The organism is Pseudomonas sp. AS2.8 (genome assembly GCF_014190935.1).
GTDB lineage: Bacteria > Pseudomonadota > Gammaproteobacteria > Pseudomonadales > Pseudomonadaceae > Chryseomonas.
In genome coordinates, this window is record NZ_JACHVV010000003.1 from 530,744 (window position 1) to 553,045 (window position 22,302).

The 22,302-nt window shown below is 65.5% G+C and carries 20 protein-coding genes and 1 pseudogene; 9 read left to right on the forward strand and 12 right to left on the reverse strand.

Annotation, left to right across the window (positions count from 1 at the left end; all coding sequences use genetic code 11):
- Nucleotides 1-26 precede the first annotated feature (26 nt).
- Together FHR73_RS14890 and pyrE are read right to left on the reverse strand one after the other, a co-directional pair.
- Complete coding sequence (locus FHR73_RS14890) at nucleotides 27-623, reverse strand: DUF4124 domain-containing protein (protein WP_183632293.1); 597 nt, start codon at nucleotides 621-623, stop codon at nucleotides 27-29.
- 24 nt (nucleotides 624-647) lie between these two features.
- Complete coding sequence (pyrE, locus tag FHR73_RS14895) at nucleotides 648-1,289, reverse strand: orotate phosphoribosyltransferase (protein WP_158890670.1); 642 nt, start codon at nucleotides 1,287-1,289, stop codon at nucleotides 648-650.
- A gap of 80 nt (nucleotides 1,290-1,369) precedes the next feature.
- Here pyrE and FHR73_RS14900 point away from each other — a divergent pair, with 80 nt between their 5' ends.
- Nucleotides 1,370-2,149, forward strand: a complete 780-nt coding sequence (locus FHR73_RS14900) for an exodeoxyribonuclease III (RefSeq protein WP_027598631.1) — start codon at nucleotides 1,370-1,372, stop codon at nucleotides 2,147-2,149.
- Nucleotides 2,150-2,207: 58 nt separating this feature from the next.
- Here FHR73_RS14900 and FHR73_RS14905 read toward each other — a convergent pair whose 3' ends face one another.
- From FHR73_RS14905 to FHR73_RS22830, 3 genes and pseudogenes are all read right to left on the reverse strand, one after another.
- Nucleotides 2,208-2,636, reverse strand: a complete 429-nt coding sequence (locus FHR73_RS14905) for a universal stress protein (protein WP_183632294.1) — start codon at nucleotides 2,634-2,636, stop codon at nucleotides 2,208-2,210.
- An 81-nt stretch (nucleotides 2,637-2,717) separates the two neighbouring features.
- Nucleotides 2,718-3,305: a methyl-accepting chemotaxis protein gene (locus FHR73_RS22825; RefSeq protein ID WP_409258688.1), complete on the reverse strand. Its 588-nt coding sequence runs from the start codon at nucleotides 3,303-3,305 to the stop codon at nucleotides 2,718-2,720.
- A pseudogene (locus FHR73_RS22830) lies at nucleotides 3,306-4,076 on the reverse strand (PAS domain-containing protein); the annotation flags it as partial. It abuts the gene before it with no gap.
- A gap of 215 nt (nucleotides 4,077-4,291) precedes the next feature.
- Here FHR73_RS22830 and glyA point away from each other — a divergent pair.
- From glyA to purU, 6 genes are all read left to right on the forward strand, one after another.
- Nucleotides 4,292-5,545: a serine hydroxymethyltransferase gene (glyA, locus tag FHR73_RS14915; protein WP_183632297.1), complete on the forward strand. Its 1,254-nt coding sequence runs from the start codon at nucleotides 4,292-4,294 to the stop codon at nucleotides 5,543-5,545.
- Nucleotides 5,546-5,623: 78 nt separating this feature from the next.
- Entirely contained in the window at nucleotides 5,624-6,874 is a 1,251-nt protein-coding gene (locus FHR73_RS14920; RefSeq protein WP_017639231.1) for a sarcosine oxidase subunit beta family protein, read from the forward strand.
- Nucleotides 6,875-6,885: 11 nt separating this feature from the next.
- On the forward strand, nucleotides 6,886-7,182 hold the full coding sequence (locus FHR73_RS14925; RefSeq protein WP_183632299.1) for a sarcosine oxidase subunit delta: 297 nt from the start codon (nucleotides 6,886-6,888) through the stop codon (nucleotides 7,180-7,182).
- Nucleotides 7,179-10,199: a sarcosine oxidase subunit alpha gene (locus FHR73_RS14930; protein ID WP_183632301.1), complete on the forward strand. Its 3,021-nt coding sequence runs from the start codon at nucleotides 7,179-7,181 to the stop codon at nucleotides 10,197-10,199. The genes FHR73_RS14925 and FHR73_RS14930 overlap by 4 nt, the downstream gene beginning before the upstream one ends.
- 15 nt (nucleotides 10,200-10,214) lie before the next feature.
- Nucleotides 10,215-10,844 (forward strand): sarcosine oxidase subunit gamma, encoded by a 630-nt coding sequence (locus FHR73_RS14935; RefSeq protein ID WP_183632302.1) that lies wholly within the window; start codon nucleotides 10,215-10,217, stop codon nucleotides 10,842-10,844.
- A 98-nt stretch (nucleotides 10,845-10,942) separates the two neighbouring features.
- A complete protein-coding gene (purU, locus tag FHR73_RS14940) occupies nucleotides 10,943-11,800 on the forward strand; it encodes a formyltetrahydrofolate deformylase (protein ID WP_042134842.1) in 858 nt (285 codons plus the stop codon).
- 277 nt (nucleotides 11,801-12,077) lie between these two features.
- Here purU and choV read toward each other — a convergent pair whose 3' ends face one another.
- The 4 genes from choV to choX all read right to left on the reverse strand — a co-directional run bounded on the left by choV (nucleotide 12,078) and on the right by choX (nucleotide 16,420).
- Entirely contained in the window at nucleotides 12,078-13,310 is a 1,233-nt protein-coding gene (choV, locus tag FHR73_RS14945) for a choline ABC transporter ATP-binding protein (RefSeq protein WP_007160037.1), read from the reverse strand.
- A gap of 3 nt (nucleotides 13,311-13,313) precedes the next feature.
- On the reverse strand, nucleotides 13,314-14,156 hold the full coding sequence (gene choW, locus FHR73_RS14950) for a choline ABC transporter permease subunit (RefSeq protein ID WP_007160036.1): 843 nt from the start codon (nucleotides 14,154-14,156) through the stop codon (nucleotides 13,314-13,316).
- A gap of 116 nt (nucleotides 14,157-14,272) precedes the next feature.
- Nucleotides 14,273-15,211 (reverse strand): choline ABC transporter substrate-binding protein, encoded by a 939-nt coding sequence (locus FHR73_RS14955; protein WP_017639238.1) that lies wholly within the window; start codon nucleotides 15,209-15,211, stop codon nucleotides 14,273-14,275.
- A gap of 270 nt (nucleotides 15,212-15,481) precedes the next feature.
- Nucleotides 15,482-16,420 carry a choline ABC transporter substrate-binding protein gene (choX, locus tag FHR73_RS14960; protein WP_183632303.1) on the reverse strand — a complete coding sequence of 313 codons (939 nt, stop codon included), beginning with the start codon at nucleotides 16,418-16,420 and terminating at the stop codon, nucleotides 15,482-15,484.
- Between the two features lie 466 nt (nucleotides 16,421-16,886).
- Here choX and FHR73_RS14965 point away from each other — a divergent pair, with 466 nt between their 5' ends.
- Nucleotides 16,887-17,984: a GlxA family transcriptional regulator gene (locus FHR73_RS14965; protein ID WP_037006569.1), complete on the forward strand. Its 1,098-nt coding sequence runs from the start codon at nucleotides 16,887-16,889 to the stop codon at nucleotides 17,982-17,984.
- Between the two features lie 15 nt (nucleotides 17,985-17,999).
- Here the strand turns inward: FHR73_RS14965 and FHR73_RS14970 are convergent, their stop codons facing one another.
- The 3 genes from FHR73_RS14970 to FHR73_RS14980 form a co-directional block, all read right to left on the reverse strand.
- Nucleotides 18,000-18,785: an N-acetylmuramoyl-L-alanine amidase gene (locus tag FHR73_RS14970; RefSeq protein WP_183632304.1), complete on the reverse strand. Its 786-nt coding sequence runs from the start codon at nucleotides 18,783-18,785 to the stop codon at nucleotides 18,000-18,002.
- A 25-nt stretch (nucleotides 18,786-18,810) separates the two neighbouring features.
- Nucleotides 18,811-20,589 (reverse strand): GGDEF domain-containing protein, encoded by a 1,779-nt coding sequence (locus FHR73_RS14975; RefSeq protein WP_183632305.1) that lies wholly within the window; start codon nucleotides 20,587-20,589, stop codon nucleotides 18,811-18,813.
- 177 nt (nucleotides 20,590-20,766) lie between these two features.
- Nucleotides 20,767-21,396 (reverse strand): thiol:disulfide interchange protein DsbA/DsbL, encoded by a 630-nt coding sequence (locus tag FHR73_RS14980; RefSeq protein WP_133860131.1) that lies wholly within the window; start codon nucleotides 21,394-21,396, stop codon nucleotides 20,767-20,769.
- A gap of 201 nt (nucleotides 21,397-21,597) precedes the next feature.
- Here FHR73_RS14980 and yihA point away from each other — a divergent pair, with 201 nt between their 5' ends.
- The gene (gene yihA / locus FHR73_RS14985) at nucleotides 21,598-22,236 is read left to right on the forward strand and encodes a ribosome biogenesis GTP-binding protein YihA/YsxC (RefSeq protein WP_183632306.1); all 639 of its coding nucleotides are present in this window, start codon (nucleotides 21,598-21,600) and stop codon (nucleotides 22,234-22,236) included.
- The last annotated feature ends 66 nt before the right edge of the window (nucleotides 22,237-22,302 follow it).

A 22,302-nucleotide genomic window follows, 5' to 3' on the forward strand; every position in this document is an offset into this window, starting at 1 on the left:
AGGTCCGGGTGCTGCGCCCTGCCGGCTCAGCGCTCCGCGTCGGGAGCGCCTTCCAGCCGCTGCATGCGCGCGCGATCGGTGTCGAAGGCGGCGCTGGTGCTGGTGCGCAATTCGGCGTAGCGCTGCAGATCGGCCTGCAGACGCACCTGATCGGCCGCTGCGGCGTCCAGTCGTGCCTGCAGATCCGCCGGGAGCGCCTGGCCATTGCGCTGCTGCACCGCCGCCTGCTCCATCAACTGGCTTTGCAGCTGGCGTGCGGCCTCAAGGTTGGCCTTCTTGATCTGCATCAGGCCATCGAGCTCCGTCAGCTTGCGCGCCTTGGCACGGTCGACGTCCTCCACATTGCTGTAGAGCTTGCGCAACTGGCCATCGACGACCGCCTGCTGGCGCTCGCGCGCCTGGCGATCGAGTTCTGCGGCGGGCAGCGCTGGTGCGACCTTGCGGATCACCCGGCCCTGCTCGTTGAGCACGTCGTAGCCCTTGCCGGCGTACTCCGGCGGCACGCCCTGGCGATCGATGACCAGGGTGCCGTTACGGTCCAGATAGCGATACAGCTCGGCCGCCTGGCCGGCCAGCGGCAGGGCGATGAGCAACAGGCTGGCAGCGGCGCGACGTACGACCATGGCCGTCTCTCCTGGGGCTGGCGGCTAGATGCCGTATTGAGCGCGATAGTCCTGGACAGCGGGCAGGTGACGCTTGAGCTCGGCATCCTCGGCCAGGTATTCGAGCACCTGATCCAGGGCGACGATGCTGAGCACCGGAATGCCGTAGTCACGCTCGACTTCCTGGATGGCCGACAACTCGCCGCGACCACGCTCCTGGCGATTCAGGGCAATGAGCACCCCGGCCGCGCTGGCACCCTGGCCTTCAATGATCTGCATGACCTCGCGAATGGCGGTGCCGGCGGTGATGACGTCATCGATGATCAGCGCCCGACCGGTCAGGGGCGCGCCCACCAGCAGGCCGCCTTCGCCGTGATCCTTGGCTTCCTTGCGGTTGAAGCACCAGGGCACGTCGCGGCCATGGTGCTCGACCAAAGCCACCGCCGTAGCCGCAGCCAGGGGGATGCCCTTGTAGGCCGGCCCGAAGAGGACGTCGAACGGCAGATTGGCCTGGACCAGCGCATCGGCGTAGCAGCGACCGAGCTGGGCCAGCGCCGAACCGCTGTGGAACAGGCCGGCGTTGAAGAAATAAGGGCTGATGCGACCCGATTTCAGGGTGAATTCACCAAAGCGCAGAACTCCGCGCTCGATGGCGAAACGAATGAAATTACGCTGATACGCCTGCATATAAGTCCTTGCGCGGCTTGTATTTAGCTAAACCGGTTTAGCTCGGGTATCATACATCCACGATTTTTTGGGGGCCATTTATGCGGATCATCAGCTTGAACGTCAATGGTATTCAGGACGCTGTGGAGCGGGGCCTGTTGCCTTGGCTCAAGGCGCAGAATGCCGACGTGATCTGCTTGCAGGATACCCGCGCCTCTTCTTACGACATGGACGACCCGGCCTATGCGCTGGAGGGTTACATCCTCTATGCCTGCGACGCCGAAGTGCCGTCCCAGGGCGGCGTCGCGCTCTATACGCGGGTCCAGCCCAAAGCGGTGATCAGCGGCCTGGGCTTCGAGTCCTGCGATCGTTTCGGTCGCTATCTGCAGGCGGACTTCGACAAGGTCAGCATCGCCACCCTGCTGCTGCCTTCGGGCAAGCGCGGCGATGAAGATCTGAACATGAAATTCAAGTTCATGGACGACTTCACCCACTACCTGAACAAGCAGCGCCGCAAGCGCCGCGAGTACATCTATTGTGGCTCGCTGTATGTGGCGCATCAGAAGCAGGACGTGAAGAACTGGCGCGACTGCCAGCAGATCCCCGGTTTCCTGGCGCCCGAGCGGGCCTGGATGGACGAGGTGATCGGCAACATGGGCTATGTGGATGCCCTGCGCGAAGTGAGCCGCGAAGGCGACCAGTTCAGCTGGTGGCCGGACAGCGACCAGGCCGAGCACCTGAATCTGGGCTGGCGCTTCGACTACAACATCCTCACCCCGGGTCTGCGTCGCTTCGTCCGCTCGGCGCGCCTGCCGCGGCAACCGCGCTTCTCCGAGCACGCGCCGCTGATCGTCGACTACGACTGGACCCTGAGCATCTGATCCACACGGTGCCCTGAAACGAAAAAACCAGCCTGCGGGCTGGTTTTTTGTTGGGCGGCTATTTCACCAGGATCACTGGCAGCGGCACCTGATGGACCACGCGGTGCGCCACCGAGCCGAGCAGCAGGCCGCTGAGCGAGCCCAGGCCGCGGGTGCCCATAACCACGGTGTCCACCTGCAGTCGCCGCGCCGTCTCGCCGATGGTCTCGGCGATGCCGCCGAAACCGACGTGGGTCTGGGCCTCGATGCCGGCTTCTAGCAGAGCAGGGCGCGCTCTGACCAGGATGTCCTCGGCCTTGTCCTGCAGGCTGCCGCGCCATTCGCGCAGGATGCGGTCGTCGAAGGGCGCGCCATAGATCTCCGGCTCGTTCTGAACGTTGAGCAGATGCAACTCCAGCGTCAGCCCCGCCTTCACCAAGTCGAGGATATAGCGCAGGGCGTTGTCGGCGCTGGGGGAACCGTCGTAGGCGACCAGGACAGTGTGCATGGGGCATCTCCACGAGAGGGGTATGCCTTCATGCTAGACCCTGGCTGTCAGGGTCGCTTGATCCCGATCAAGCCCGTGGCCTCAATGCCCCACCCAGTTGCGCGCGCCCTTGGGAATCACCTCGGATTCGTCCAGCTTGCTGGCGAACATGCTCACGGCTTCCACGGCGTCGCTGGCGCCATCGCGGATCTGCACGATCACCGCGCCGGCCTGGTCCGCCAGCTCGACGCCCTTGGCCGCCCGGCCCTGGGTGCTCTCCATGCTGGCGACCGCCTGCTGGGTTTCACTGAGAATCCGGCCGATCATCTCGGCAATCTCCGCCGTTGCGCTGCTGGTGCGTCCTGCCAGCTGACGAACTTCGTCGGCGACCACGGCGAAGCCGCGACCCTGGTCACCGGCGCGGGCCGCTTCGATGGCGGCGTTGAGCGCCAGCAGGTTGGTCTGGTCGGCGATGCCGCGAATGGTGTTGACGATGGCGGTGATCTGCTCGGAACGCTGACCCAGCTGGCCGATCACCTCGGCGGAGGCGCTGACGTTGTGCGCGATCTCGCGCATCTCGCCCGCGGCGGCCTGGATGATCCGGGTGCCGTGCTCGGCGACCTTCTCGGTCTCGGCGGAGATGTGATAGGCCCGCGAGGCGCTGCGCCCGTCGCTTTCGTGCTTTTCCACCCGCTCGCTGATGTCGCTGGCGTACTTGACCACCTTGTACAGCCGGCCGGTGGCGTCGTACACCGGGTTGTAGCTCGCTTCCAGCCAGATCACCCGCCCATGCTTGCCCAGGCGCTTGAACTGGCCGCGAAAGAATTCGCCGGCATTGAGGCGGCGCCAGAAGTCGGCGTATTCGCTGCTGTTGACCAGGGCCGGCTCGCAGAACAGGCGATGCGGCTGGCCCTGGATCTCCTTCAGGCTGTAGCCCAGGGTGGCCAGGAAGTTGTCGTTGGCATCCAGGATGCGTCCGTCCAGGTCGAACTCGATGCGCGCCAGAGCGCGGTCCAGCGCCTTGAGTTTGCTCTGGGCTTCGCTGTCGCGCTCGACCTGGGCGGTGACATCGAGGGCGTACTTCACCACCTTGGCGATCTTGCCGCTGCTGTCGGGCAGCGGGTTGTAGCTGGCTTCCAGCCAGAGCGTACGGCCCTGGGCGTCCAGCCGCTGGAAGGTGCCGGAGACGAAATCGCCACGCTTGAGGCGCGCCCAGAAATCGCCATAGTCGCGACCCTGGACCACGGTGGCGGGGCAGAGACGACGATGGTGCTGGCCGACCAGCGCGTCGGCGCGGTAGCCGGTCAGGCGGAGGAAGTTGTCGTTGGCGCGCAGGACGGTGCCGTCGAGATCGAACTCGATCACCGCCATGGAACGCTCCAGTGCCTGGGTCAGGCCCTGATTGGCATGCTGCTCGGCTTCCAGCCGAGCGATGGTCTTCTTTAGATGCGCATTGAACATGGCAGAACTCGCTGGCTGGGACAAAGATGTAACCAGCCTATCGGCGCCAACGGAGCCGACTTGATAGGACCCGGCGAACGGCAGAACTCGCCCGTTGAGTGGCTGTCGCAAACGCGCCGGCCCGGGGCGTAAACAGGCATCTTGGGGTCTGGGGCGGGGCCTACCATCGCGGCAAGGGGGTGGTTTTCACCGCCACAGACTTTAGGAGCGCCGCGATGTTCAGCAAGCAGGACCAAATCCAGGGCTACGATGATGCGCTGTTCGCCGCCATGGGCGAGGAAGCGCGGCGCCAGGAGCATCACCTGGAACTGATCGCCTCCGAAAACTACACCAGCCAGCGCGTCATGGAAGCCCAGGGCAGCGTGCTGACCAACAAGTACGCCGAAGGCTATCCGGGCAAGCGCTACTACGGTGGCTGCGAGCATGTCGACAAGGTCGAGCAGCTGGCCATCGAGCGCGCCAAGCAGCTGTTCGGCGCCGACTACGCCAACGTCCAGCCGCACTCCGGCTCCCAGGCCAACTCGGCGGTCTACCTGGCGCTGCTGCAGCCCGGCGACACCATCCTCGGCATGAGCCTGGCCCATGGCGGTCACCTGACCCACGGCGCCAAGGTCAGCTCCTCCGGCAAGCTCTACAACGCCGTGCAGTACGGTATCAACACCGACACCGGCCTGATCGACTACGACGAGGTCGAGCGCCTGGCCCAGGAGCACAAGCCCAAGATGATCGTGGCGGGCTTCTCCGCCTACTCCAAGACCCTGGATTTCCCGCGCTTCCGCGCCATCGCCGACAGCGTGGGTGCCCTGCTGTTCGTCGACATGGCCCACGTGGCCGGTCTGGTCGCCGCAGGTGTCTATCCCAACCCGGTGCCCTTCGCCGACGTGGTGACCACCACCACCCACAAGACCCTGCGCGGCCCGCGTGGCGGCCTGATCCTGTGCAAGGCCAACGCCGACATTGAGAAGAAGCTCAACGCCGCGGTGTTCCCGGGCGCCCAGGGCGGCCCGCTGATGCACGTCATCGCCGGCAAGGCGGTGTGCTTTAAGGAAGCCCTGGAGCCGGGCTTCAAGACCTACCAGCAGCAGGTGATCAGGAACGCTCAGGCCATGGCCGGTGTGTTCAAGGCGCGCGGCTACGACGTGGTCTCCGGCGGCACCGACAACCACCTGTTCCTGGTCAGCCTGATCAAGCAGGGCATCACCGGCAAGGATGCGGACGCCGCCCTGGGTCGCGCCTGCATCACCGTGAACAAGAATGCCGTGCCCAACGATCCCCAGTCGCCCTTCGTGACCTCGGGTCTGCGCATCGGCACCCCGGCCCTGACCACCCGTGGCCTGGGCGTCAGTGAAAGCGAACGCGTCGCGGGCTGGATCTGCGACATCCTCGACCACCTCGGCGATGCCGATGTGGAAGCCCAGGTGGCGCGCCAGGTGGCTGCGCTGTGCCGCGACTACCCGGTTTACCGCTAGTCGCCGCGCGCCTGACGCAACCCTTATCCAACCCCTTTCCCTCTCGCGGAAAGGGGCGTCGTCTGCAGGAGTCTCCAGATGCAACGCTATTCCGGCTTCGGCCTCTTCAAGCACTCCCTGAGCCATCACGAGAACTGGCAGCGGATGTGGCGCACCCCGACGCCCAAGCCGGTGTACGACGTGGTCATCGTCGGTGGTGGCGGTCACGGCCTGGCCACCGCCTACTACCTCGCCAAGCAGTTCGGCGTGAAGAACGTCGCGGTGATCGAGAAAGGCTGGCTGGGCGGCGGCAACACCGCGCGCAACACCACCATCGTCCGCTCCAACTACCTGTGGGACGAATCGGCGCACCTCTATGAGCACGCCATGAAGCTGTGGGAAGGCCTGTCCCAGGACCTCAACTACAACGTCATGTTCTCCCAGCGCGGCGTCTACAACCTCTGCCACACGCTACAGGACATGCGCGATTCCGAGCGCCGGGTCAGTGCCAACCGCCTCAACGGCGTGGACGGCGAACTGCTCGACACCCGCCAGGTGGCCGAGGAGATTCCCTACCTAGACTGCAGTAAGAACACCCGCTACCCGATCTTCGGTGCCACCGTGCAGCGCCGCGGCGGCGTGGCCCGTCACGACGCCGTGGCCTGGGGCTTCGCCCGCGCCGCCGACGCCCTGGGCGTCGACCTGATCCAGCAGACCGAGGTCACCGGCTTCCGCAAGCAGGACGGCAAGGTAATCGGCGTGGAAACCAACCGCGGCTTCATCGGCGCCCGTCGCGTCGGCGTGGTCACCGCCGGCAACTCCGGGCACATGGCCAAGCTGGCTGGCTTCCGCCTGCCGCTGGAATCCCACCCGCTGCAGGCGCTGGTGTCCGAGCCGATTAAGCCCATCATCGACAGCGTCATCATGTCCAACGCGGTGCACGGCTACATCAGCCAGTCCGACAAGGGCGACCTGGTGATCGGCGCCGGTATCGACAGCTGGGTCGGCTATGGCCAGCGCGGCTCCTACCCGGTGATCGAACACACCCTGCAGGCCATCGTCGAGATGTTCCCGATCCTCTCGCGGGTACGCATGAACCGCCAGTGGGGCGGCATCGTCGACACCTCGCCTGACGCCTGCCCGATCATTTCCAAGACCCCGGTGGAAAACCTGTTCTTCAACTGCGGCTGGGGGACCGGCGGCTTCAAGGCCACCCCTGGCTCGGGCAACGTCTTCGCGGCGTCCCTGGCCTCCGGCGAGATGCATCCGCTGGCCAAGCCCTTCTCCATCGACCGTTTCCACACCGGCGCGCTGATCGACGAACACGGCGCAGCGGCCGTCGCGCACTAAGGAGCCCGAGCATGTTGTACATCCACTGCCCCCACTGCGGGGAATTGCGCTCCGAAGAAGAATTCCACGCCGCCGGCGAGGCGCACATCCCGCGTCCGCTGGATCCCGAGGCCTGCAGCGACGCGGAGTGGGGCGATTACATGTTCTTCCGCGACAACCCGCGCGGCCTGCGTCACGAGCTGTGGGTCCACGCTTCGGGCTGCCGCCAGTACTTCAACGCGACCCGCAACACCGAGACCTACGAAATTCTCGAAACCTATCCGATCGGCGAGCAACCCCGCTTCACCGAGCGAGGAGAGCGCACATGAGCCAGGTCCATCGACTCACCCAGGGCGGCCGCCTGGACCGCAGCCAGGCCATCACCTTCACCTTCAACGGTCAGACCTACCAGGGCTTCAAGGGTGACACCCTGGCCTCGGCGCTGCTGGCCAACGGCGTGGACGTGATCGGGCGCAGCTTCAAGTATTCCCGACCGCGCGGCATCGTCGCCGCGGGTGCCGAAGAACCCAACGCCATCATGCAGATCGGCGCCACCGAGGCCACCCAGGTGCCCAACGTGCGGGCCACCCAGCAGGCGCTGTACCAGGGCCTGGTCTCCGCCAGCACCAACGGCTGGCCGAGCGTCAACAACGACCTCATGGGCATCCTCGGCAAGGTCGGCGGCAAGATGATGCCGCCCGGGTTCTACTACAAGACCTTCATGTATCCGCAGAACCTGTGGATGACCTACGAGAAGTACATCCGCAAGGCTGCCGGCCTCGGCCGTGCGCCGACCCAGGTCGATCCGGACACCTACGACAACTTCAACCAGCACTGTGACGTGCTGGTGGTGGGCGGTGGCGCTGCCGGTCTGGCCGCGGCCCTGGCCGCCGGTCGCAGCGGCGCCCGGGTGATCCTGGCCGACGAACAGGAAGAATTTGGTGGCAGCCTGCTGGACAGCCGCGAGCGTCTCGATGGCGCCCCGGCCGCCGACTGGGCCGCCAAGGCCGTGGCCGAGCTGCAGGGCCTGGGCAACGTGGTGCTGCTGCCGCGCGCCACGGTCAACGGCTACCACGACCACAATTTCCTCACCATCCACGAGCGACTCACCGATCACCTGGGTGATCGCGCGCCCCATGGCCAGGTGCGTCAGCGCCTGCACCGTGTCCGCGCCACCCGCGTGGTGCTGGCCACCGGCGCCCACGAGCGGCCGCTGGTGTACGCCAACAACGACCTGCCAGGCAACATGGTGGCCGGCGCCGTGTCCACCTACATCCGCCGCTATGCCGTGGCCCCGGGTCAGCGCCTGGTGCTGTCCACCAACAATGATTATGCCTACCGCGTGGCCCTGGACTGGCTCGAAGCCGGTCGCCAGGTGGTGGCCGTGGCCGATGCGCGGCCCAACCCCCGCGGCGCCTGGGTCGAGGAAGTGCGCAAGCGTGGCGTGCGCGTCATGGGCGGTACCGCCGTGAGCGAAGCCCGTGGCAACACCCGGGTGACCGGGGCCAAAATCGCCACCATCGACCTGACCGCGTTCCGCACCCTGGGTGGTGGCGAGTGGGTCGATTGCGACCTCATCGCCACCTCCGGCGGCTACAGCCCGGTGGTCCACCTGGCCTCGCACCTGGGCGGTCGTCCGCAGTGGCGGGAAGACATCCAGGCCTTCGTGCCCGGTCCGGCGCCGCAGAAGCGCGTCTGCGCCGGTGGGGTGAATGGCGTATTCGCCCTGGGCGATGTCCTGGCCGACGGTTTCGAGGCGGGCGCCACTGCCGCAGCCGAAGCCGGCGCCAAGGTGGTCAGCGGCGAGCTGCCCCAGGTCGAGTTCCGCCAGGAAGAGCCGAGTCTGGCACTGTTCCAGGTGCCCCACGACAAGCCGTCGTCGCGCGCCCCCAAGCAATTCGTCGACCTGCAGAACGATGTGACCGCTGCCGGCATCGAGCTGGCCTGCCGCGAGGGCTTCGAGTCCATCGAGCACGTCAAGCGCTACACCGCCATGGGCTTCGGCACCGACCAGGGCAAGCTGGGCAACATCAACGGCTTGGCCATCGCTGCCCGCATCCAGAGCAAGGCCATCCCGGAAGTCGGCACCACCATGTTCCGCCCGAACTACACGCCTATCACCTTCGGCGCCATCGCCGGACGGCATTGCGGCCACCTGTTCGAGCCCAAGCGCTACACCGCGCTGCACGCCTGGCACCTCAAGCAGGGCGCCCTGTTCGAGGACGTCGGCCAGTGGAAGCGCCCTTGGTACTTCCCCAAGGCGGGCGAGGACCTGCACGCCGCGGTCAATCGCGAGTGCCTGGCCGTGCGCCGCAGCGTCGGCCTGCTCGACGCCTCGACCCTGGGCAAGATCGACATCCAGGGCAAGGATGCGCGGGAATTCCTCAACCGCGTCTACACCAACGCCTGGACCAAGCTGGACATCGGCAAGGCCCGCTACGGCCTGATGTGCAAGGAAGATGGCATGGTCTTCGACGACGGCGTTACCGCCTGTCTCGCCGACAACCACTTCCTGATGACCACCACCACCGGTGGCGCCGCGCGCGTCTTCGAATGGCTGGAGCTCTACCACCAGACCGAATGGCCGGAACTGGAGGTGTACTTCACCTCGGTCACCGACCACTGGGCGACCCTGACCCTGTCCGGTCCCAACAGCCGCAAGCTGCTGGCCAAGCTGACCGACATCGATCTGGACAACGCCGCCTTCCCCTTCATGGCCTGGAAGGAAGGGCAGGTGGGCGGGGTGCCGGCGCGGGTGTTCCGCATCTCCTTCACCGGCGAGCTCTCCTACGAGATCAACGTGCCGGCCAACTACGCCATGGGCGTGCTGGAGCAGGTGGTCGCCGCCGGCAAGGAATTCGACCTCACCCCCTACGGTACCGAGACCATGCACGTGCTGCGGGCGGAGAAGGGCTTCATCATCATCGGTCAGGACACCGATGGTTCGGTCACGCCCCAGGACTTGGGCATGGGCTGGGCGGTGAGCCTGAACAAGAGCTTCTCCTTCATCGGCAAGCGCGGCATGCATCGCGTGGACTGCGTCCGCGAGAATCGCAAGCAACTGGTCGGCCTCAAGCCCCTGGATGCCCGCGACGTCCTGCCGGAAGGCGCGCAACTGGTGTTCGAGCGCAACCAGCCGATCCCCATGGACATGGTTGGTCACGTGACCTCCAGCTACCACAGCGCGACCCTGGGCTACGGCTTCGCCATGGCCATGGTCAAGGGTGGGCTGGGCCGCATGGGCCAGACCGTCTACGCCCCGCTGGCCGATGGCCGCTACATCGCTGCCGAGATCGTCTCGCCGGTGTTCTACGACCCCAAGGGTGAGCGGCAGAACGTCGCCTAACGAGGATAGCGCCCCATGAACAACATCAATGTGTACGACCAATACTCCGCCAAGGCGCGCGCCGAATCCCCGCTGTTCCACGCCGAGCTGAACAAGCTCGTCGGTCGCGGCCCGGCCACTGCCGGGGTGACCCTGCGCGAGCGGGCCCTGCTGGGTCACCTGGTGCTGCGTGGCGACGCCCATGACGAAGGCTTTACCGGCGCCGTGCAGAGCGTAGTCGGCTTGGAAGTGCCCGGTCCGCTGGCGATCACCCAGAAGGGCGAGAGCTCGCTGCAGTGGCTTGGCCCGGACGAGTGGCTGCTGGTGGTACCCGGTGGCAGCGAGTTCGCCACCGAGCAGGCCCTGCGCCAGGCGCTGGGCGAGCGCCATGTCGCCATCATCAACGTCGGTGGCGGCCAGACGCTGGTCGAGCTCAAGGGACCCAAGGTGCGTGAAGTGCTGATGAAGTCCACCTCCTACGACGTCCACCCGGACAACTTCCCGGTGGGCAAGGCCGTGGGGACGGTGTTCGCCAAATCCCAGCTGGTGATCCGCCACACCGCGGAAGACACCTGGGAACTGGTGGTGCGCCGCAGCTTCGCCGACTACGTCTGGCTGTGGCTGCAGGACGCGAGCGCCGAGTACGGACTGCGCATCGAGGCCTGATCGGTCGCTGCGTCTAGTCGCTCTCTCGAACCCGACCTGCGTGATGCGCAGGTCGGGTTTTGTGATTCTGGCTTCATCTCCATGCAAAGGAATTCATCATGAGCCGCACGCCCGATACCTGGATTCTCACCGCCCAGAGCCCGAGTCGCCTCGGCACCGTGGACGTGGTTACGCGCTATCTGTTCGAGCAGGGCTGCTATGTCACCCAGCACCACAGCTTCGACGATCGCGAAGCCCAGCGCTTCTTCATCCGGGTGGAATTCCAGGTGCCCAGCGACTTCAACGAAGGCCTGTTCCGCGTCGGCCTGGACCTGCGCTTCACGCCCTTCGACATGACCTTTGAGCTGACTCCGCCCGGCTATAGAGCCAAGGTCGCCATCATGGTCTCCAAGGCCGACCACTGCCTCAATGACCTGCTCTATCGCCAGCGCATCGGCCAGTTGCCCATGGACGTGGTGGCGGTCATCTCCAACCATCCGGATCTGGAGCCGCTGGCGGCCTGGCACGGCATTCCCTATCACCATTTCCCGCTGGACCCCCAGGACAAGCCGGCCCAGGAAGCCAGGGTTTGGCAGGTGCTGCAGGAGACCGGTGCCGAGCTGGTGATCCTCGCGCGCTACATGCAGGTACTGTCGCCCGAGCTGTGCCGCCGCCTCGATGGCTGGGCGATCAATATCCACCATTCGCTGCTGCCGGGCTTCAAGGGTGCGCGGCCCTATCACCAAGCCTATGCCAAGGGCGTCAAGCTGGTGGGCGCCACCGCGCACTACATCAACAACGACCTGGACGAGGGCCCCATCATCGCCCAGGGCGTCGAGTCGGTGGACCATGCCCACTACGCCGAGGATCTGGTGGCCCGCGGCCGCGACATCGAGTGCCTGACTCTGGCCCGCGCGGTGGGCTATCACCTGGAACGCCGCGTCTTCCTCAACGCGGGGCGGACGGTAGTGCTCTAGGTCTTCCCGCTACCTCTCCAGGCAGGCTGTGAGATCGCCGAGGCGCTCGCAGCCTGCCTGTCTTGTGTCATCTCAATCCTGTCCCCGTCGCTCGGCAGCACTCATCAGGCGCTGCCGAAGAAGGCGCCTGCGCGTCTTTTGGCCAGGGCCAAAAGCGGTGCTCAGGATCATGGGAGGCGGGAGCCGGCCAGGCGGGCCTGCTAGCTCTGTTGGCAGTGGAGCAGGAGGGAGATGCGCACCCGCCTCTGCAGCGGAGAGACGGGTGGCGAGCGGGCGATCAGCCCGCCTGGGACAGGGTCGAGCGGACCGCGGGCGGGGCAACGTCTTCGCCGGCCTTTTCCAGATTCTTGCCCAGCAGGGCGTGGTAAAGCTCCTTGTCGCCGAGGATGCCCACGGCGCGGCCGTCGGTCTCCAGCACCAGCTTGTGCCCGGTGTGGTAGCGGATCTCCAGGGCGTCGCGCATGCGGATGTCGGCCGGTGCCAAGGTCGGCTGGCGCTGCAGGCTGGTGACCGGCATACCCGGGGTCCAGCGTTGCAGGGCCAGGCTCTCGCCGCCGCGGCGCAGGGCCTTGACCGTCTGGTTGTCTAAGGCGAGCCAGATGTCGTGGCTGCGCTCCAGGCAGATCTCGTTGCCCTCGCGCCCGCACTTGTCCAGGCCACGCATCAGGCTGTAGCCGCTGAGCACGTTGAGCGGATTGGTGTGGGCGACAAAGGTGCGCACGTATTCGTCCGCCGGGTTGAGCACGATGTCTTCGGGACGGCCGTGCTGGATGATGCGACCGTCCTTCATGATGGCGATGTTGGTGCCGATCTTGAGGGCTTCGTCGAGGTCATGGCTGACGAAGACGATGGTCTTGTTGACCTTGGCCTGCAGCTGCAGCAATTCGTCCTGCAGTTGCTGGCGGATCAGCGGATCGAGGGCGGAGAAGGGCTCGTCCATCAGCAGGATGTCGGCATCCATGGCCAGGGCGCGGGCCAGACCGACGCGCTGCTGCATGCCGCCGGAGAGGGAATCGGGCTTCTTGTTGCGCCACTGGGTCAGGCCGACCAGCTCGAGCTTCTCGTCCACCAGCTTCTTGCGTTCGGCAGCCGAGCGACCCTGCATTTCCAGGCCGAAGCCAACGTTCTCAGCCACGGTCAGCCAGGGCATCAGGGCGAACTTCTGGAACACCATGGCGATGCGCGTGGTGCGCATGTCCTTGAGTACCGCGGGCGAGCAGTTGGCGATGTCCACTTCGCTGCCTTTGTGCTCGATTAGCAGCTTGCCGCGGCTCACGGTGTTGAGGCCGTTGATGCAGCGCAGCAGGCTGGATTTACCGGAGCCGGACAGGCCCATCAGCACGCAGATCTCGCCCTTTTGGACCTCCAGGCAGGCGTCCTCGACACCCAGTACCTGCCCGGTTTCCTGGAGGATCTCGCTGCGACCCTTGCCCTGGTCGAGCAGCTCCAGGGCACGCTTGTTCTGCTTGCCGAAGATGACGTCGACGTGTTCGAAACGAATGGCGGTCATGACTTATTTAACCTCGCGTGGGGCGGGTTGCTTGCACACCCGGTCGAGCAGGATGGCGATCAGGACGATGGACAGGCCGGCTTCGAAGCCCAGGGCGATGTCCGCGGTGTTGAGGGCGTTCACCACCGGCTTGCCGAGGCCGTCGGCGCCTACCAGGGCGGCGATCACCACCATGGACAGCGACAGCATGATGCACTGGGTGATGCCGGCGCCGATGCTGGGCATGGCGTGGGGCAGCTCAATGCGGGTCAGCAGCTGCCAGCGCGAGCAGCCGAAGGCCTTGCCGGCGTCCATCAGCTCGGCGGGAACGTCCTGGATGCCCAGGCAGGTCAGGCGGATCGGCGCGGCCACGGCGAAGACCACCGTGGAAATCAGCCCGGGAACCACGCCCAGGCCGAACAGGGTCAGGGTCGGAATCAGATAGACGAAGGTGGGGACCGTCTGCATCAGGTCCAGGACCGGGCGCAGGCCGGTGTAGAACCAGGGCTTGTGCGCGGCGATGATGCCCAGCGGCACGCCCACGGCGATGCACACCAGGGTGGCGAAGACCACTTGGGCCAGGGTTTCCATGGTTTCCTGCCAGTACCCCAGGTTGAGGATCAGCAGCAGGGAGACGAGGGCGAAGATCACCAGGCCGATGCTGCGTTGCAGCAGATAGACCCCTACCGCGACCAGGGCAATGAAGGCCAGCGGGTTGAACCACATCAGGCCGGCGGTGAGGCCGTGGATGAGGCCGGACAGCACATCGGAGATCTTGTCGAAGACGCTGGCGCCATGCAGCGTCAGCCAGTCGATGAAATCGGCGATCTGCTGGCCGAGAGGGAGCTTGTGGTCGGTGATTAACATAACGGTGCCCGTCAGGTAGGAGTGGACAGGTCGAAGCACGAGAACCGCTGATTCGTGCTTCGGCTGTGGCAGTACCCGCCCGAACTGGCGCGGGACAGTCGAATGTTAGTGTTCGATCAAGGGGCCAGGGCGGTCTTCGCCGCCTCCAGCGCAGGCTTGCCATCGCGGGTGGTCACGCCGGCCAGCCACTGGTCGAGCACCTGCGGATGCGCCTTGAGCCAGGCCTTGGCGGCGGCGCTCGCGGCTTGTTTTTCGTTGAGGACCTTGTCCATCAGCTGGTTTTCCATGTCCAGGGTGAAGGACAGATTGGTCAGCAGCTTGCCCACGTTGGGGCATTCTTGGACGTAGCCCTTGCGGACGTTGGTGTAGATGGTGGCGCCGCCATAGTTGGGACCGAAGACGTCGTCGCCGCCTTGCAGATAGGCCATCTTGAAGCGGGTGTTCATCGGGTGGGGTTCCCAGCCGAGGAAGACCACCCACTGCTGGCGCCGCTCGGCGCGCTGGATCTGCGACAGCATCCCGGCCTCGCTGGACTCCACCAGCTTGAACTTGCCCAGGTCGAAGGTGTTCTTGTCGATCATGCCCTGGATCAGGCGATTGCCATCGTTGCCCGGCTCGATGCCGTAGATTTTGCCGTCGAACTTGTCGGCATTCTTGGCGATGTCGGCGAAGCTCTTGACCCCGGCGTCGTAGACGTACTGGGGGACGGCCAGGGTGTACTTGGCGCCTTCCAGGTTGGCGCGCACGGTCTCGACGCTGCCGTTGTCGGCATACGGCTTGATGTCTGCCGCCATGCTCGGCATCCAGTTGCCGAGGAAGACGTCGATATCCTTGTTCTGCAAGGACTTGTAGGTAACCGGTACGGAGATCATGTTGGTCGTGGTCTGGTAGCCGAGGGCGTGCAGCACCTCGCTGGTCACGGCCGTGGTCACGGTGATGTCGGTCCAGCCGACGTCAGCAAAGCGCACCTTGGCACAGGAAGCCGGCTCGGCCGCCTGAACAGCGAGTGGCGCCAGCAGGGCAGCACTCAAGAGCCAACGGGAACAACCTTTCATGGACACATCTCCTTGCGTTTGGCGGGGTACCTTTCGGTGCGCCCCACGTGTATTTATCTGTAACCCATCCCCCCAGGCTCGCCTACCGCCTGCGTCGCTACCAGTGTACGCGGCGTCGTAACCAGAAGCGGAAATGTCGTATCCAGCGTGAGCCCCGGGGCACGTCCGCACCCAGAGCGCGGCGGCCGAGCGAAAGAGGCGGGCAGCAGTGCTCTTTGCGGCGGCGGGCCGCTACCCAGAGGTGTCGGCGGTGGCTGAAGCGACCGCGAATCAGTTGGCCAGACTGGCCTTCACCGCAGCGCTGCCCGGTGCGCCGCTGCGGGTGGCGACACCCTTGAGCCAGGCATCGAGCCGTTCGGGATTGCGCTTGATCCAGTTGCGCACAGCGCGGCGCGGATTGTCCTTTTCGTTGAGCACCCGATCCATCAGCTGGTTTTCCATGTCCAGGGAAAACTCCAGGTTGCCCAACAGCCGTGCTACGTTGGGGCACTGCTGGGCATAGCCCTTGCGCACCACCGTGTAGACCGTCGCCCCGCCCTGATTTTGCCCGAAGTAGTCATCGCCGCCGTCGAGGTAGGCCAACTTGTGCCGGACGTTCATCGGATGGGGTTCCCAGCCAAGAAAGACGATCCACTGGTGGTCCAGCAATTCCTTCATCCGCACCTGGGTCAGCATGCCCTGCTCGCTGGATTCGTCGAGCTTGAAGTCGCCTAGGCCAAACGCGTTGCTGGCGATCATCTTCTTGACCAGGGCGTTGCCGTCATTGCCGGGCTCGATGCCGTAGAGGGTGTGATCGAAGCGGTCGGCGAAGCGGGCGATGTCGGCGACGTTCTTCACGCCGGCGTCATAGACGTACTGGGGCACCGCGAGGGTGTAGCGGGCGCCTTGCAGGTTGGCGTGCAGGCGTTCGACCGTACCCGCATCGACCAGCGGCTGGCTAAGCTTGGCCTGCGCCGGCATCCAGTTGCCGAGAAAGACATCGGCCTCGCCCGCGGCCAGGGCGTCGTAGGTCTGCGGCAGGGACAGGCGCAGTACCTCGGTCTCGTAACCGAGGGCGCTGAGCAGATAGCGGGCCGTGGCGTTGGTGATATTGAGATCCGACCAGCCGACATCGGCCAGGCGCACCTGCTGACAACTCTCGGCCTCGCCCGCTTGCACGGTCGAACTCAGCAATAGGCCGGACAACCACAGCGCTTGGGGGATTTTCATCCTGAACTCCAGGGTTCGCGAAGGGGAAGGGCACGGGTCACTGCACGTACCGGTCCGTCTGGCTCGGGCCTTGGTGGCTTTTCGCCATAAGTAGCCAGAAGGGCGACAGACGGTTGAAAAGCCTGACCTACAACCGTGCCCACTGAGTCGCCATGCCACATTTTGGCGCGCGTTGGTTACGTCCTGGTGTTACCGATGGAATACATCTGGCGAAGTGCCATCGGTAAAAGGTCGGTCTCGGACCCGAAAGGTCGCAAATAAAAACCCTAGCTAATCAACGCCATTGAGCGCTGCTGAATGGGTTATTCGCCCCAGACAGCCTGCCTGCGTGGGGGTTCACCCATTTTCGGCATGGGAATTGCGACATGACTTATGCGTCCGCGACACATCTTTCGCCCAACGTTGTCCGCCGCACCTCATTAGAGCCCAGCCAAGGGCCCCAGCCTGCGTGAAGGAGATTCAAACCATGTCGCCCATTCCCACCTCGTCACAGGCCCGTGCGATCCAGTCCATCGGCTTTCTGCTGCTGGACAATTTCACACTCATCTCCCTGGCGTCGGTGGTGGAGCCGTTGCGCATGGCGAATCAGTTATCGGGACGGGAGCTCTATCGCTGGTGCACCCTGAGCCTGGATGGCCGCCCGGTGCGCGCCAGCGATGGCCTGCAGATCACTCCGGACAGCGCTGTGAGCGCCGCTCCGGTCATGGACATGGTGATCGTCTGTGGTGGCGTGGGCATCCAGCGCAGCGTGTCGCGCGAACATTGCACCTGGCTGCAGAGCCAGGCGCGCCAGGGCCGCAAGCTTGGTGCGGTCTGTACCGGCAGCTGGGCCCTGGCCCGGGCCGGCCTGCTCGACGGCTACGACTGCAGTGTTCACTGGGAAACCCTGGCGGCCCTGCAGGAAGCCTATCCGCGCGTGGTGCTCAGCACCCGGCTGTTCACCATCGACCGCAATCGCTGCACCGCCTCGGGCGGTACCGCACCAATGGACATGATGCTGCACCTGATCGGCCGCGAGCATGGCCGCGAGCTGTCGGCGGCGATTTCGGAAATGTTCATCTACGAGCGCATCCGCAACGAGCAGGATCACCAGCGCGTCCCCCTCAAGCACATGCTGGGCACCAACCAGCCTAAGCTGCAGGAAATCGTGGCGCTGATGGAAGCCAACCTCGAAGAACCCATCGACCTCGACGAACTGGCGGTCTATGTGGACGTGTCCCGGCGCCAGCTGGAACGCCTGTTCCAGAAGTACCTGCACTGCTCGCCGTCGCGCTACTACCTCAAGCTGCGGCTGATCCGCGCCCGGCAGCTGCTCAAGCAGACCACCCTGTCGATCATCGAGGTGGCCTCGGTGTGCGGCTTCGTCTCCACCCCGCACTTCTCCAAGTGCTACCGCGAATACTTCGGCATCCCGCCGCGCGACGAGCGCCAGGGTCCGACCATCCAGCAGCCCATCGCGCTGATGCCGCTGTCCCAGGAGCTGTCGCTGATGCCGGCCTCGTCCGCGCTGGCGGCCCTGAGCCAGGCCCAGGGCGAATCCACCTTTGCCAGCGTACGGCTGTAAGTCGCCTCCGGCCGCCTAGCGACCGCTGGGCAGGCTGAGCAGCAGCGCCGCCGTCTGCAGATCCGGCTGGCCGTCGAAACGGCCCGGCCGGTACTTCATCTGGAAGGCGCCGATGACGTCGCGGGTGGCCGCATCGAGCACGCCGGTGCGGGGCACCGCATAACCGATCCGAGCCAGCTGATCCTGGAACCAGGCCGGCGGCGGCAGCACGCTGCCCAAGCTGGCCTGGCGCTGGGCAACCACCGCCGGATCCGGCCAGTTGATCAGGCCCGCCGCGGCCAGGCGCGCCCAGGGAAACAGCGGGCCTGGGTCCTGCTTGCGCCCCGGAGCGATGTCGCTGTGCCCGATGATGGCGCGGCGATCCAGGCCATGGCGTTGTTCGATGTCCTTGAGGAGCGGAATCAGCGCTTGGATCTGGGCTTCGCTGAAGGGATACCACTGGCGTCCGGCCGGGGTGTCGCGAAAGCCCAGGTTGACCATCTCGATGCCGATCGAAGTGGAGTTGAGCCAGGTGCGGCCTTCCCATTCGCTCACGCCCGCGTGCCAGGCACGGCGATTCTCGTCCACCAGGCGATAGACCGTGCCATCGGTGTCGATCAGGTAGTGGGCGCTGACGCCGGCCTGGGTCAGCAGCTTGAGCGATTGCTGGGAGCCGGCCGCGGTGTAGTGCAGCACGATGTACTGCACCCGGCTGTCCTGATCGCGGGCGGTATAGTCGTCATTGATGCGCGGACCGCTGGAGCAGCCGGCCAGGAGCAGGCCGCAGATCAACCAGGGGAGGAGCTTGAAGGGCTTTCGCACGATTACCTCGCGAACGTGGAAGGGGTCAGGCCACGTCCAGGCGATCGCGTCCGGCGCGCTTAGCGCGGTAGAGCGCCTGGTCGGCACGTTCGAATACGGTATCGGCATCCTCGCCCGGCGCAAAGGCCGCGAGACCAGCGGACAGGGTGATCACCACCCGTTCGCCCTTGAAATGGAAGGGACAGGCGGCGACTGCGGCGCGTAACTGCTCGATCAAGGTGACCCCGCCGGCAACCGGTGTGGCGCCCAGCAGCATGACGAATTCCTCGCCGCCGAAGCGGGCGATGAAATCGGTCTTGCGCAGGCGGCGCTGCAATTCGCTGGCGATGATCTTGAGCACCTTGTCACCGGCCAGGTGGCCGTAGCCATCGTTGATGCGCTTGAACAGATCGACGTCGAGCACCGCCAGCAGCAGGTCGCCGCCATGGCGTTGCCAGCGGGCCACCTCGAGGTCCAGTCGCTCGCTCCAGGCGGCGCGATTGGGCAGGCCGGTGAGGGGATCGCAGAGCGCCTTCTGCCGCTGCTCTTCCAGATGGCCGCGATACTGCTGGGCTTCGCGCTCCATGCCGGCGACGCGCTCGGTGAGGGCGCTGAGCCGTTCGCTGGCTTCCTGCTCGCGGGTCTCACGCTGGCTCTGCTGGTCGGCCAGGCTGGTCAGCAGGCCTTCCAGACGGCTGTCCAGCGACAGCTTGAGGCTGTCCAGGTCCGTCGCCTCCTGTACTTCGCTCTGCAGTTCGCTGACCTGGCCGCGCAGGGCGTCACCAAAGGCACGCTCCTGGGTCTGGCCATCCTGGCGCCCCGTATGGACGTCGTGCAAGCCGATCTGGAAAGCGGCAAGGCGCTCATTGAGGCGGCGCAGGTAGAGCTGGAATTCGCTCTGCCCGGAATGGTTAAGCGCCAGCACCAGCACCGAAAGGTCGTCGAGCACCGGCACCAGTTCGTACCAGTTCAGACTGCCCTGGATACGCTGGCGCAGGTGCTCGGCCTGAGGCTTGTGGCTGTCCGGCAGCGCCAGGTCGTCGAGCAGCCGCAGCAGGGTGGCTTCCAGATGGGGCGCAATGGCGCTGTAACCGGGTTCAGGTACCGGAGGCAGGGCATAGGCCGGATCGGCCTGGGCTGCCAGGGGCTCTGCTGCGGTTTCAGGTGGCGCGGCGGGGACACCTTCGACCGGCAGCGGCGGCGGTTCCGGCGTTTCCGCCGCTGGCGCGGCTGCCGTCGCCGGCGAGGCGTCTTCTACTACCGGACTCGACGTTGTCGCCGGCGCCTCTTCCGCAACCTCGCCTCGACCGCCCAGCAGGCGCTGCAGAAAGCCGGCGCGGGCGGGCTGTTCGGGGTGCAGATGGCTCAGCGCCTGTTGCTGCAGACGACTGAATTCGCCGAGCAGCGCAGGCAGTTCGCCCGGTTGGTCGGCTGCGGCCTGGGCGCGCTTGGCAAAGCCCTTGAGCGCCTTGCGCTGGTCGCGCGGCAATTCCAGGGTCTGCAAGAGCCGGCAGAGTTCGGCGAAGGCCTCGGCCACCTGACGCGCACGCAATTCGCGGCGCTGCTCGGAGTCGAGCACGGTGCGCTCCAGGCGCGGAATCAGCTTGGCGAGATCGGCGTCACTGTCGTCACGGCGGAGGATGTCGCGCAATTCGACCAGGCAGGCGTCCACCGCCGCGTCGTTGCCTTCGGCGGCCAGGCTGCTGCGCACGAGGCCACGACGCACCAGGTCCAGGCGGTTTTCCCACCGGCTTTCCAGGCGCTCGAGATTCTCGAGGCTCTCCAGGTATTTGCTTTTCCAGCGTTCGATGTCCGCGCGCTCCATCCGCCCGCTCCAAAGGCTTGAGGGTGGCCAGCAGGCAGGCGCCACGGGGCGGCCAGCCGACTTGATAGTGGCTAGGGTATCGGCGGTTGCGGGGAAAGTTTGAGCAGGACGACCGGAGGCCGCTTGAGAGGGACGAGCTGAGGAGCCGCCGCCGCGGGACGCGGCGGCGGGTGGCGCTTACTTGGCGGCGCGTTCTTTCTGGATCAGGAAGTCGGCGACCTTCAGGGTCTCGTCCGGACCACCCGAGGAGCCCAGGTCGAAGCGGTACTTGCCATTGACCACCATGGTCGGCACGCCGGTGATCTGGTAGGCCATGGCCAGTTTCTTGTCCTTTTCCACCTGACCCTTCACGGCGAAGGAGTTGTAGGTGCTGAGGAATTTTTCCCGATCCACGCCCTGGGTGGCGAGGAAGTCGGCCATCTCCTCGGGGGTGGCCAGCTTCTTGTGCTCCTTGTGGATGGCGGCGAAGACGGCGTCATGCACCTTGGCTTCCACACCCATGGCTTCCAGGGTCACGAACAGCTGACCGTGGACGTTCCAGATGCCGCCGAACATGGCCGGCACGCGCTTGAAGGAGACGTCGTCGGGCAGCTTCTTGGACCAGGCGTTGAGGGTGGGCTCGAAGGCGTAGCAGTGCGGGCAGCCGTACCAGAACAGCTCAACCACTTCGATCTTGCCGGGTTCGGACACCGGAACCGGACTGCTCAGTTCGGTGTACTGCTTGCCGGCCTGGATGTCGTCGGCATGGGCGGCCGCGCCGAACAGACTGGCGGCGGCGAACACGGCGGAGAAAAGCAGGTTGCGCATGAGACTACTCCTGGAAGAAAGCACGCCCACCAACCGGGCATGACGGATTGCGGGCATTGTAGCCGGGCGCATCGCCGCGCCTAGTCGCCGCAGCGCCCGAGGCCGGCCATGTTCAGGCTTCGTTCAGGTTACCAGGGGCGCGGCTCTCGCCCGGCGCATCCGATATACTGCTGACTTTGCCGCGCGCTCGCGAGTACCCCCATGTCCAGCTTCAAGAATCCCATCGTCGGTCTGTGCCAGCAGGCGTCCTTTCTCATCAGCGCCGCTAAGGTCGATCAGTGCCCGCTCGACAGCGGTCGCGAAGTGGCCTTCGCCGGTCGCTCCAATGCCGGCAAGTCCAGTGCGCTGAACACCCTGACCCACGCCAGCCTGGCGCGTACCTCGAAGACGCCCGGACGTACCCAGCTGCTTAACTTCTTTACCCTCGACGACGAGCGGCGCCTGGTGGACCTGCCCGGCTACGGCTACGCCAAGGTGCCGATCCCGCTCAAGCAGCACTGGCAGGAGCACCTGGAGGCCTATCTGAGCAGCCGCAATTCGCTTAGCGGCGTTGTGCTGATGATGGATATTCGCCATCCGCTGACCGAATTTGACCGCCTGATGCTGGACTGGGCCCAGGCCAGTTCCATGCCGTTGCACATCCTCCTGACCAAGGCCGACAAGCTGGCCTTCGGGGCCCAGAAGAATGCCCTGCTCAAGGTGCAGCGCGACGTACGCCAGGGCTGGGGCGATACCGCCAGCATCCAGCTGTTCTCGGCGCCCAAGCGCCAGGGGGTAGAGGATGCCCAACGCGTGCTGGCCCGCTGGCTGGGCCTCGACGAACCCAGCGCCGAGGCATAAAAAAACTCCGGACTTCCATTAGGGGAGGGGAGAAGTCCGGAGTTCAAGACTGGACCGCCAAGCAGG

Coding starts and splice junctions, on each gene's coding strand:
- choX (WP_183632303.1), bottom strand. CDS start 16,420: ATGAAAATCCCCCAAGCGCTGTGGTTGTCCGGCCTATTGCTGAGTTCG.
- FHR73_RS14920 (WP_017639231.1), top strand. CDS start 5,624: ATGCAACGCTATTCCGGCTTCGGCCTCTTCAAGCACTCCCTGAGCCAT.
- FHR73_RS14930 (WP_183632301.1), top strand. CDS start 7,179: ATGAGCCAGGTCCATCGACTCACCCAGGGCGGCCGCCTGGACCGCAGC.
- FHR73_RS14890 (WP_183632293.1), bottom strand. CDS start 623: ATGGTCGTACGTCGCGCCGCTGCCAGCCTGTTGCTCATCGCCCTGCCG.
- purU (WP_042134842.1), top strand. CDS start 10,943: ATGAGCCGCACGCCCGATACCTGGATTCTCACCGCCCAGAGCCCGAGT.
- FHR73_RS14955 (WP_017639238.1), bottom strand. CDS start 15,211: ATGAAAGGTTGTTCCCGTTGGCTCTTGAGTGCTGCCCTGCTGGCGCCA.
- FHR73_RS14900 (WP_027598631.1), top strand. CDS start 1,370: ATGCGGATCATCAGCTTGAACGTCAATGGTATTCAGGACGCTGTGGAG.
- FHR73_RS14980 (WP_133860131.1), bottom strand. CDS start 21,396: ATGCGCAACCTGCTTTTCTCCGCCGTGTTCGCCGCCGCCAGTCTGTTC.
- pyrE (WP_158890670.1), bottom strand. CDS start 1,289: ATGCAGGCGTATCAGCGTAATTTCATTCGTTTCGCCATCGAGCGCGGA.
- FHR73_RS14965 (WP_037006569.1), top strand. CDS start 16,887: ATGTCGCCCATTCCCACCTCGTCACAGGCCCGTGCGATCCAGTCCATC.
- glyA (WP_183632297.1), top strand. CDS start 4,292: ATGTTCAGCAAGCAGGACCAAATCCAGGGCTACGATGATGCGCTGTTC.
- FHR73_RS14975 (WP_183632305.1), bottom strand. CDS start 20,589: ATGGAGCGCGCGGACATCGAACGCTGGAAAAGCAAATACCTGGAGAGC.
- FHR73_RS14905 (WP_183632294.1), bottom strand. CDS start 2,636: ATGCACACTGTCCTGGTCGCCTACGACGGTTCCCCCAGCGCCGACAAC.
- choW (WP_007160036.1), bottom strand. CDS start 14,156: ATGTTAATCACCGACCACAAGCTCCCTCTCGGCCAGCAGATCGCCGAT.
- FHR73_RS14935 (WP_183632302.1), top strand. CDS start 10,215: ATGAACAACATCAATGTGTACGACCAATACTCCGCCAAGGCGCGCGCC.
- FHR73_RS14925 (WP_183632299.1), top strand. CDS start 6,886: ATGTTGTACATCCACTGCCCCCACTGCGGGGAATTGCGCTCCGAAGAA.
- yihA (WP_183632306.1), top strand. CDS start 21,598: ATGTCCAGCTTCAAGAATCCCATCGTCGGTCTGTGCCAGCAGGCGTCC.
- choV (WP_007160037.1), bottom strand. CDS start 13,310: ATGACCGCCATTCGTTTCGAACACGTCGACGTCATCTTCGGCAAGCAG.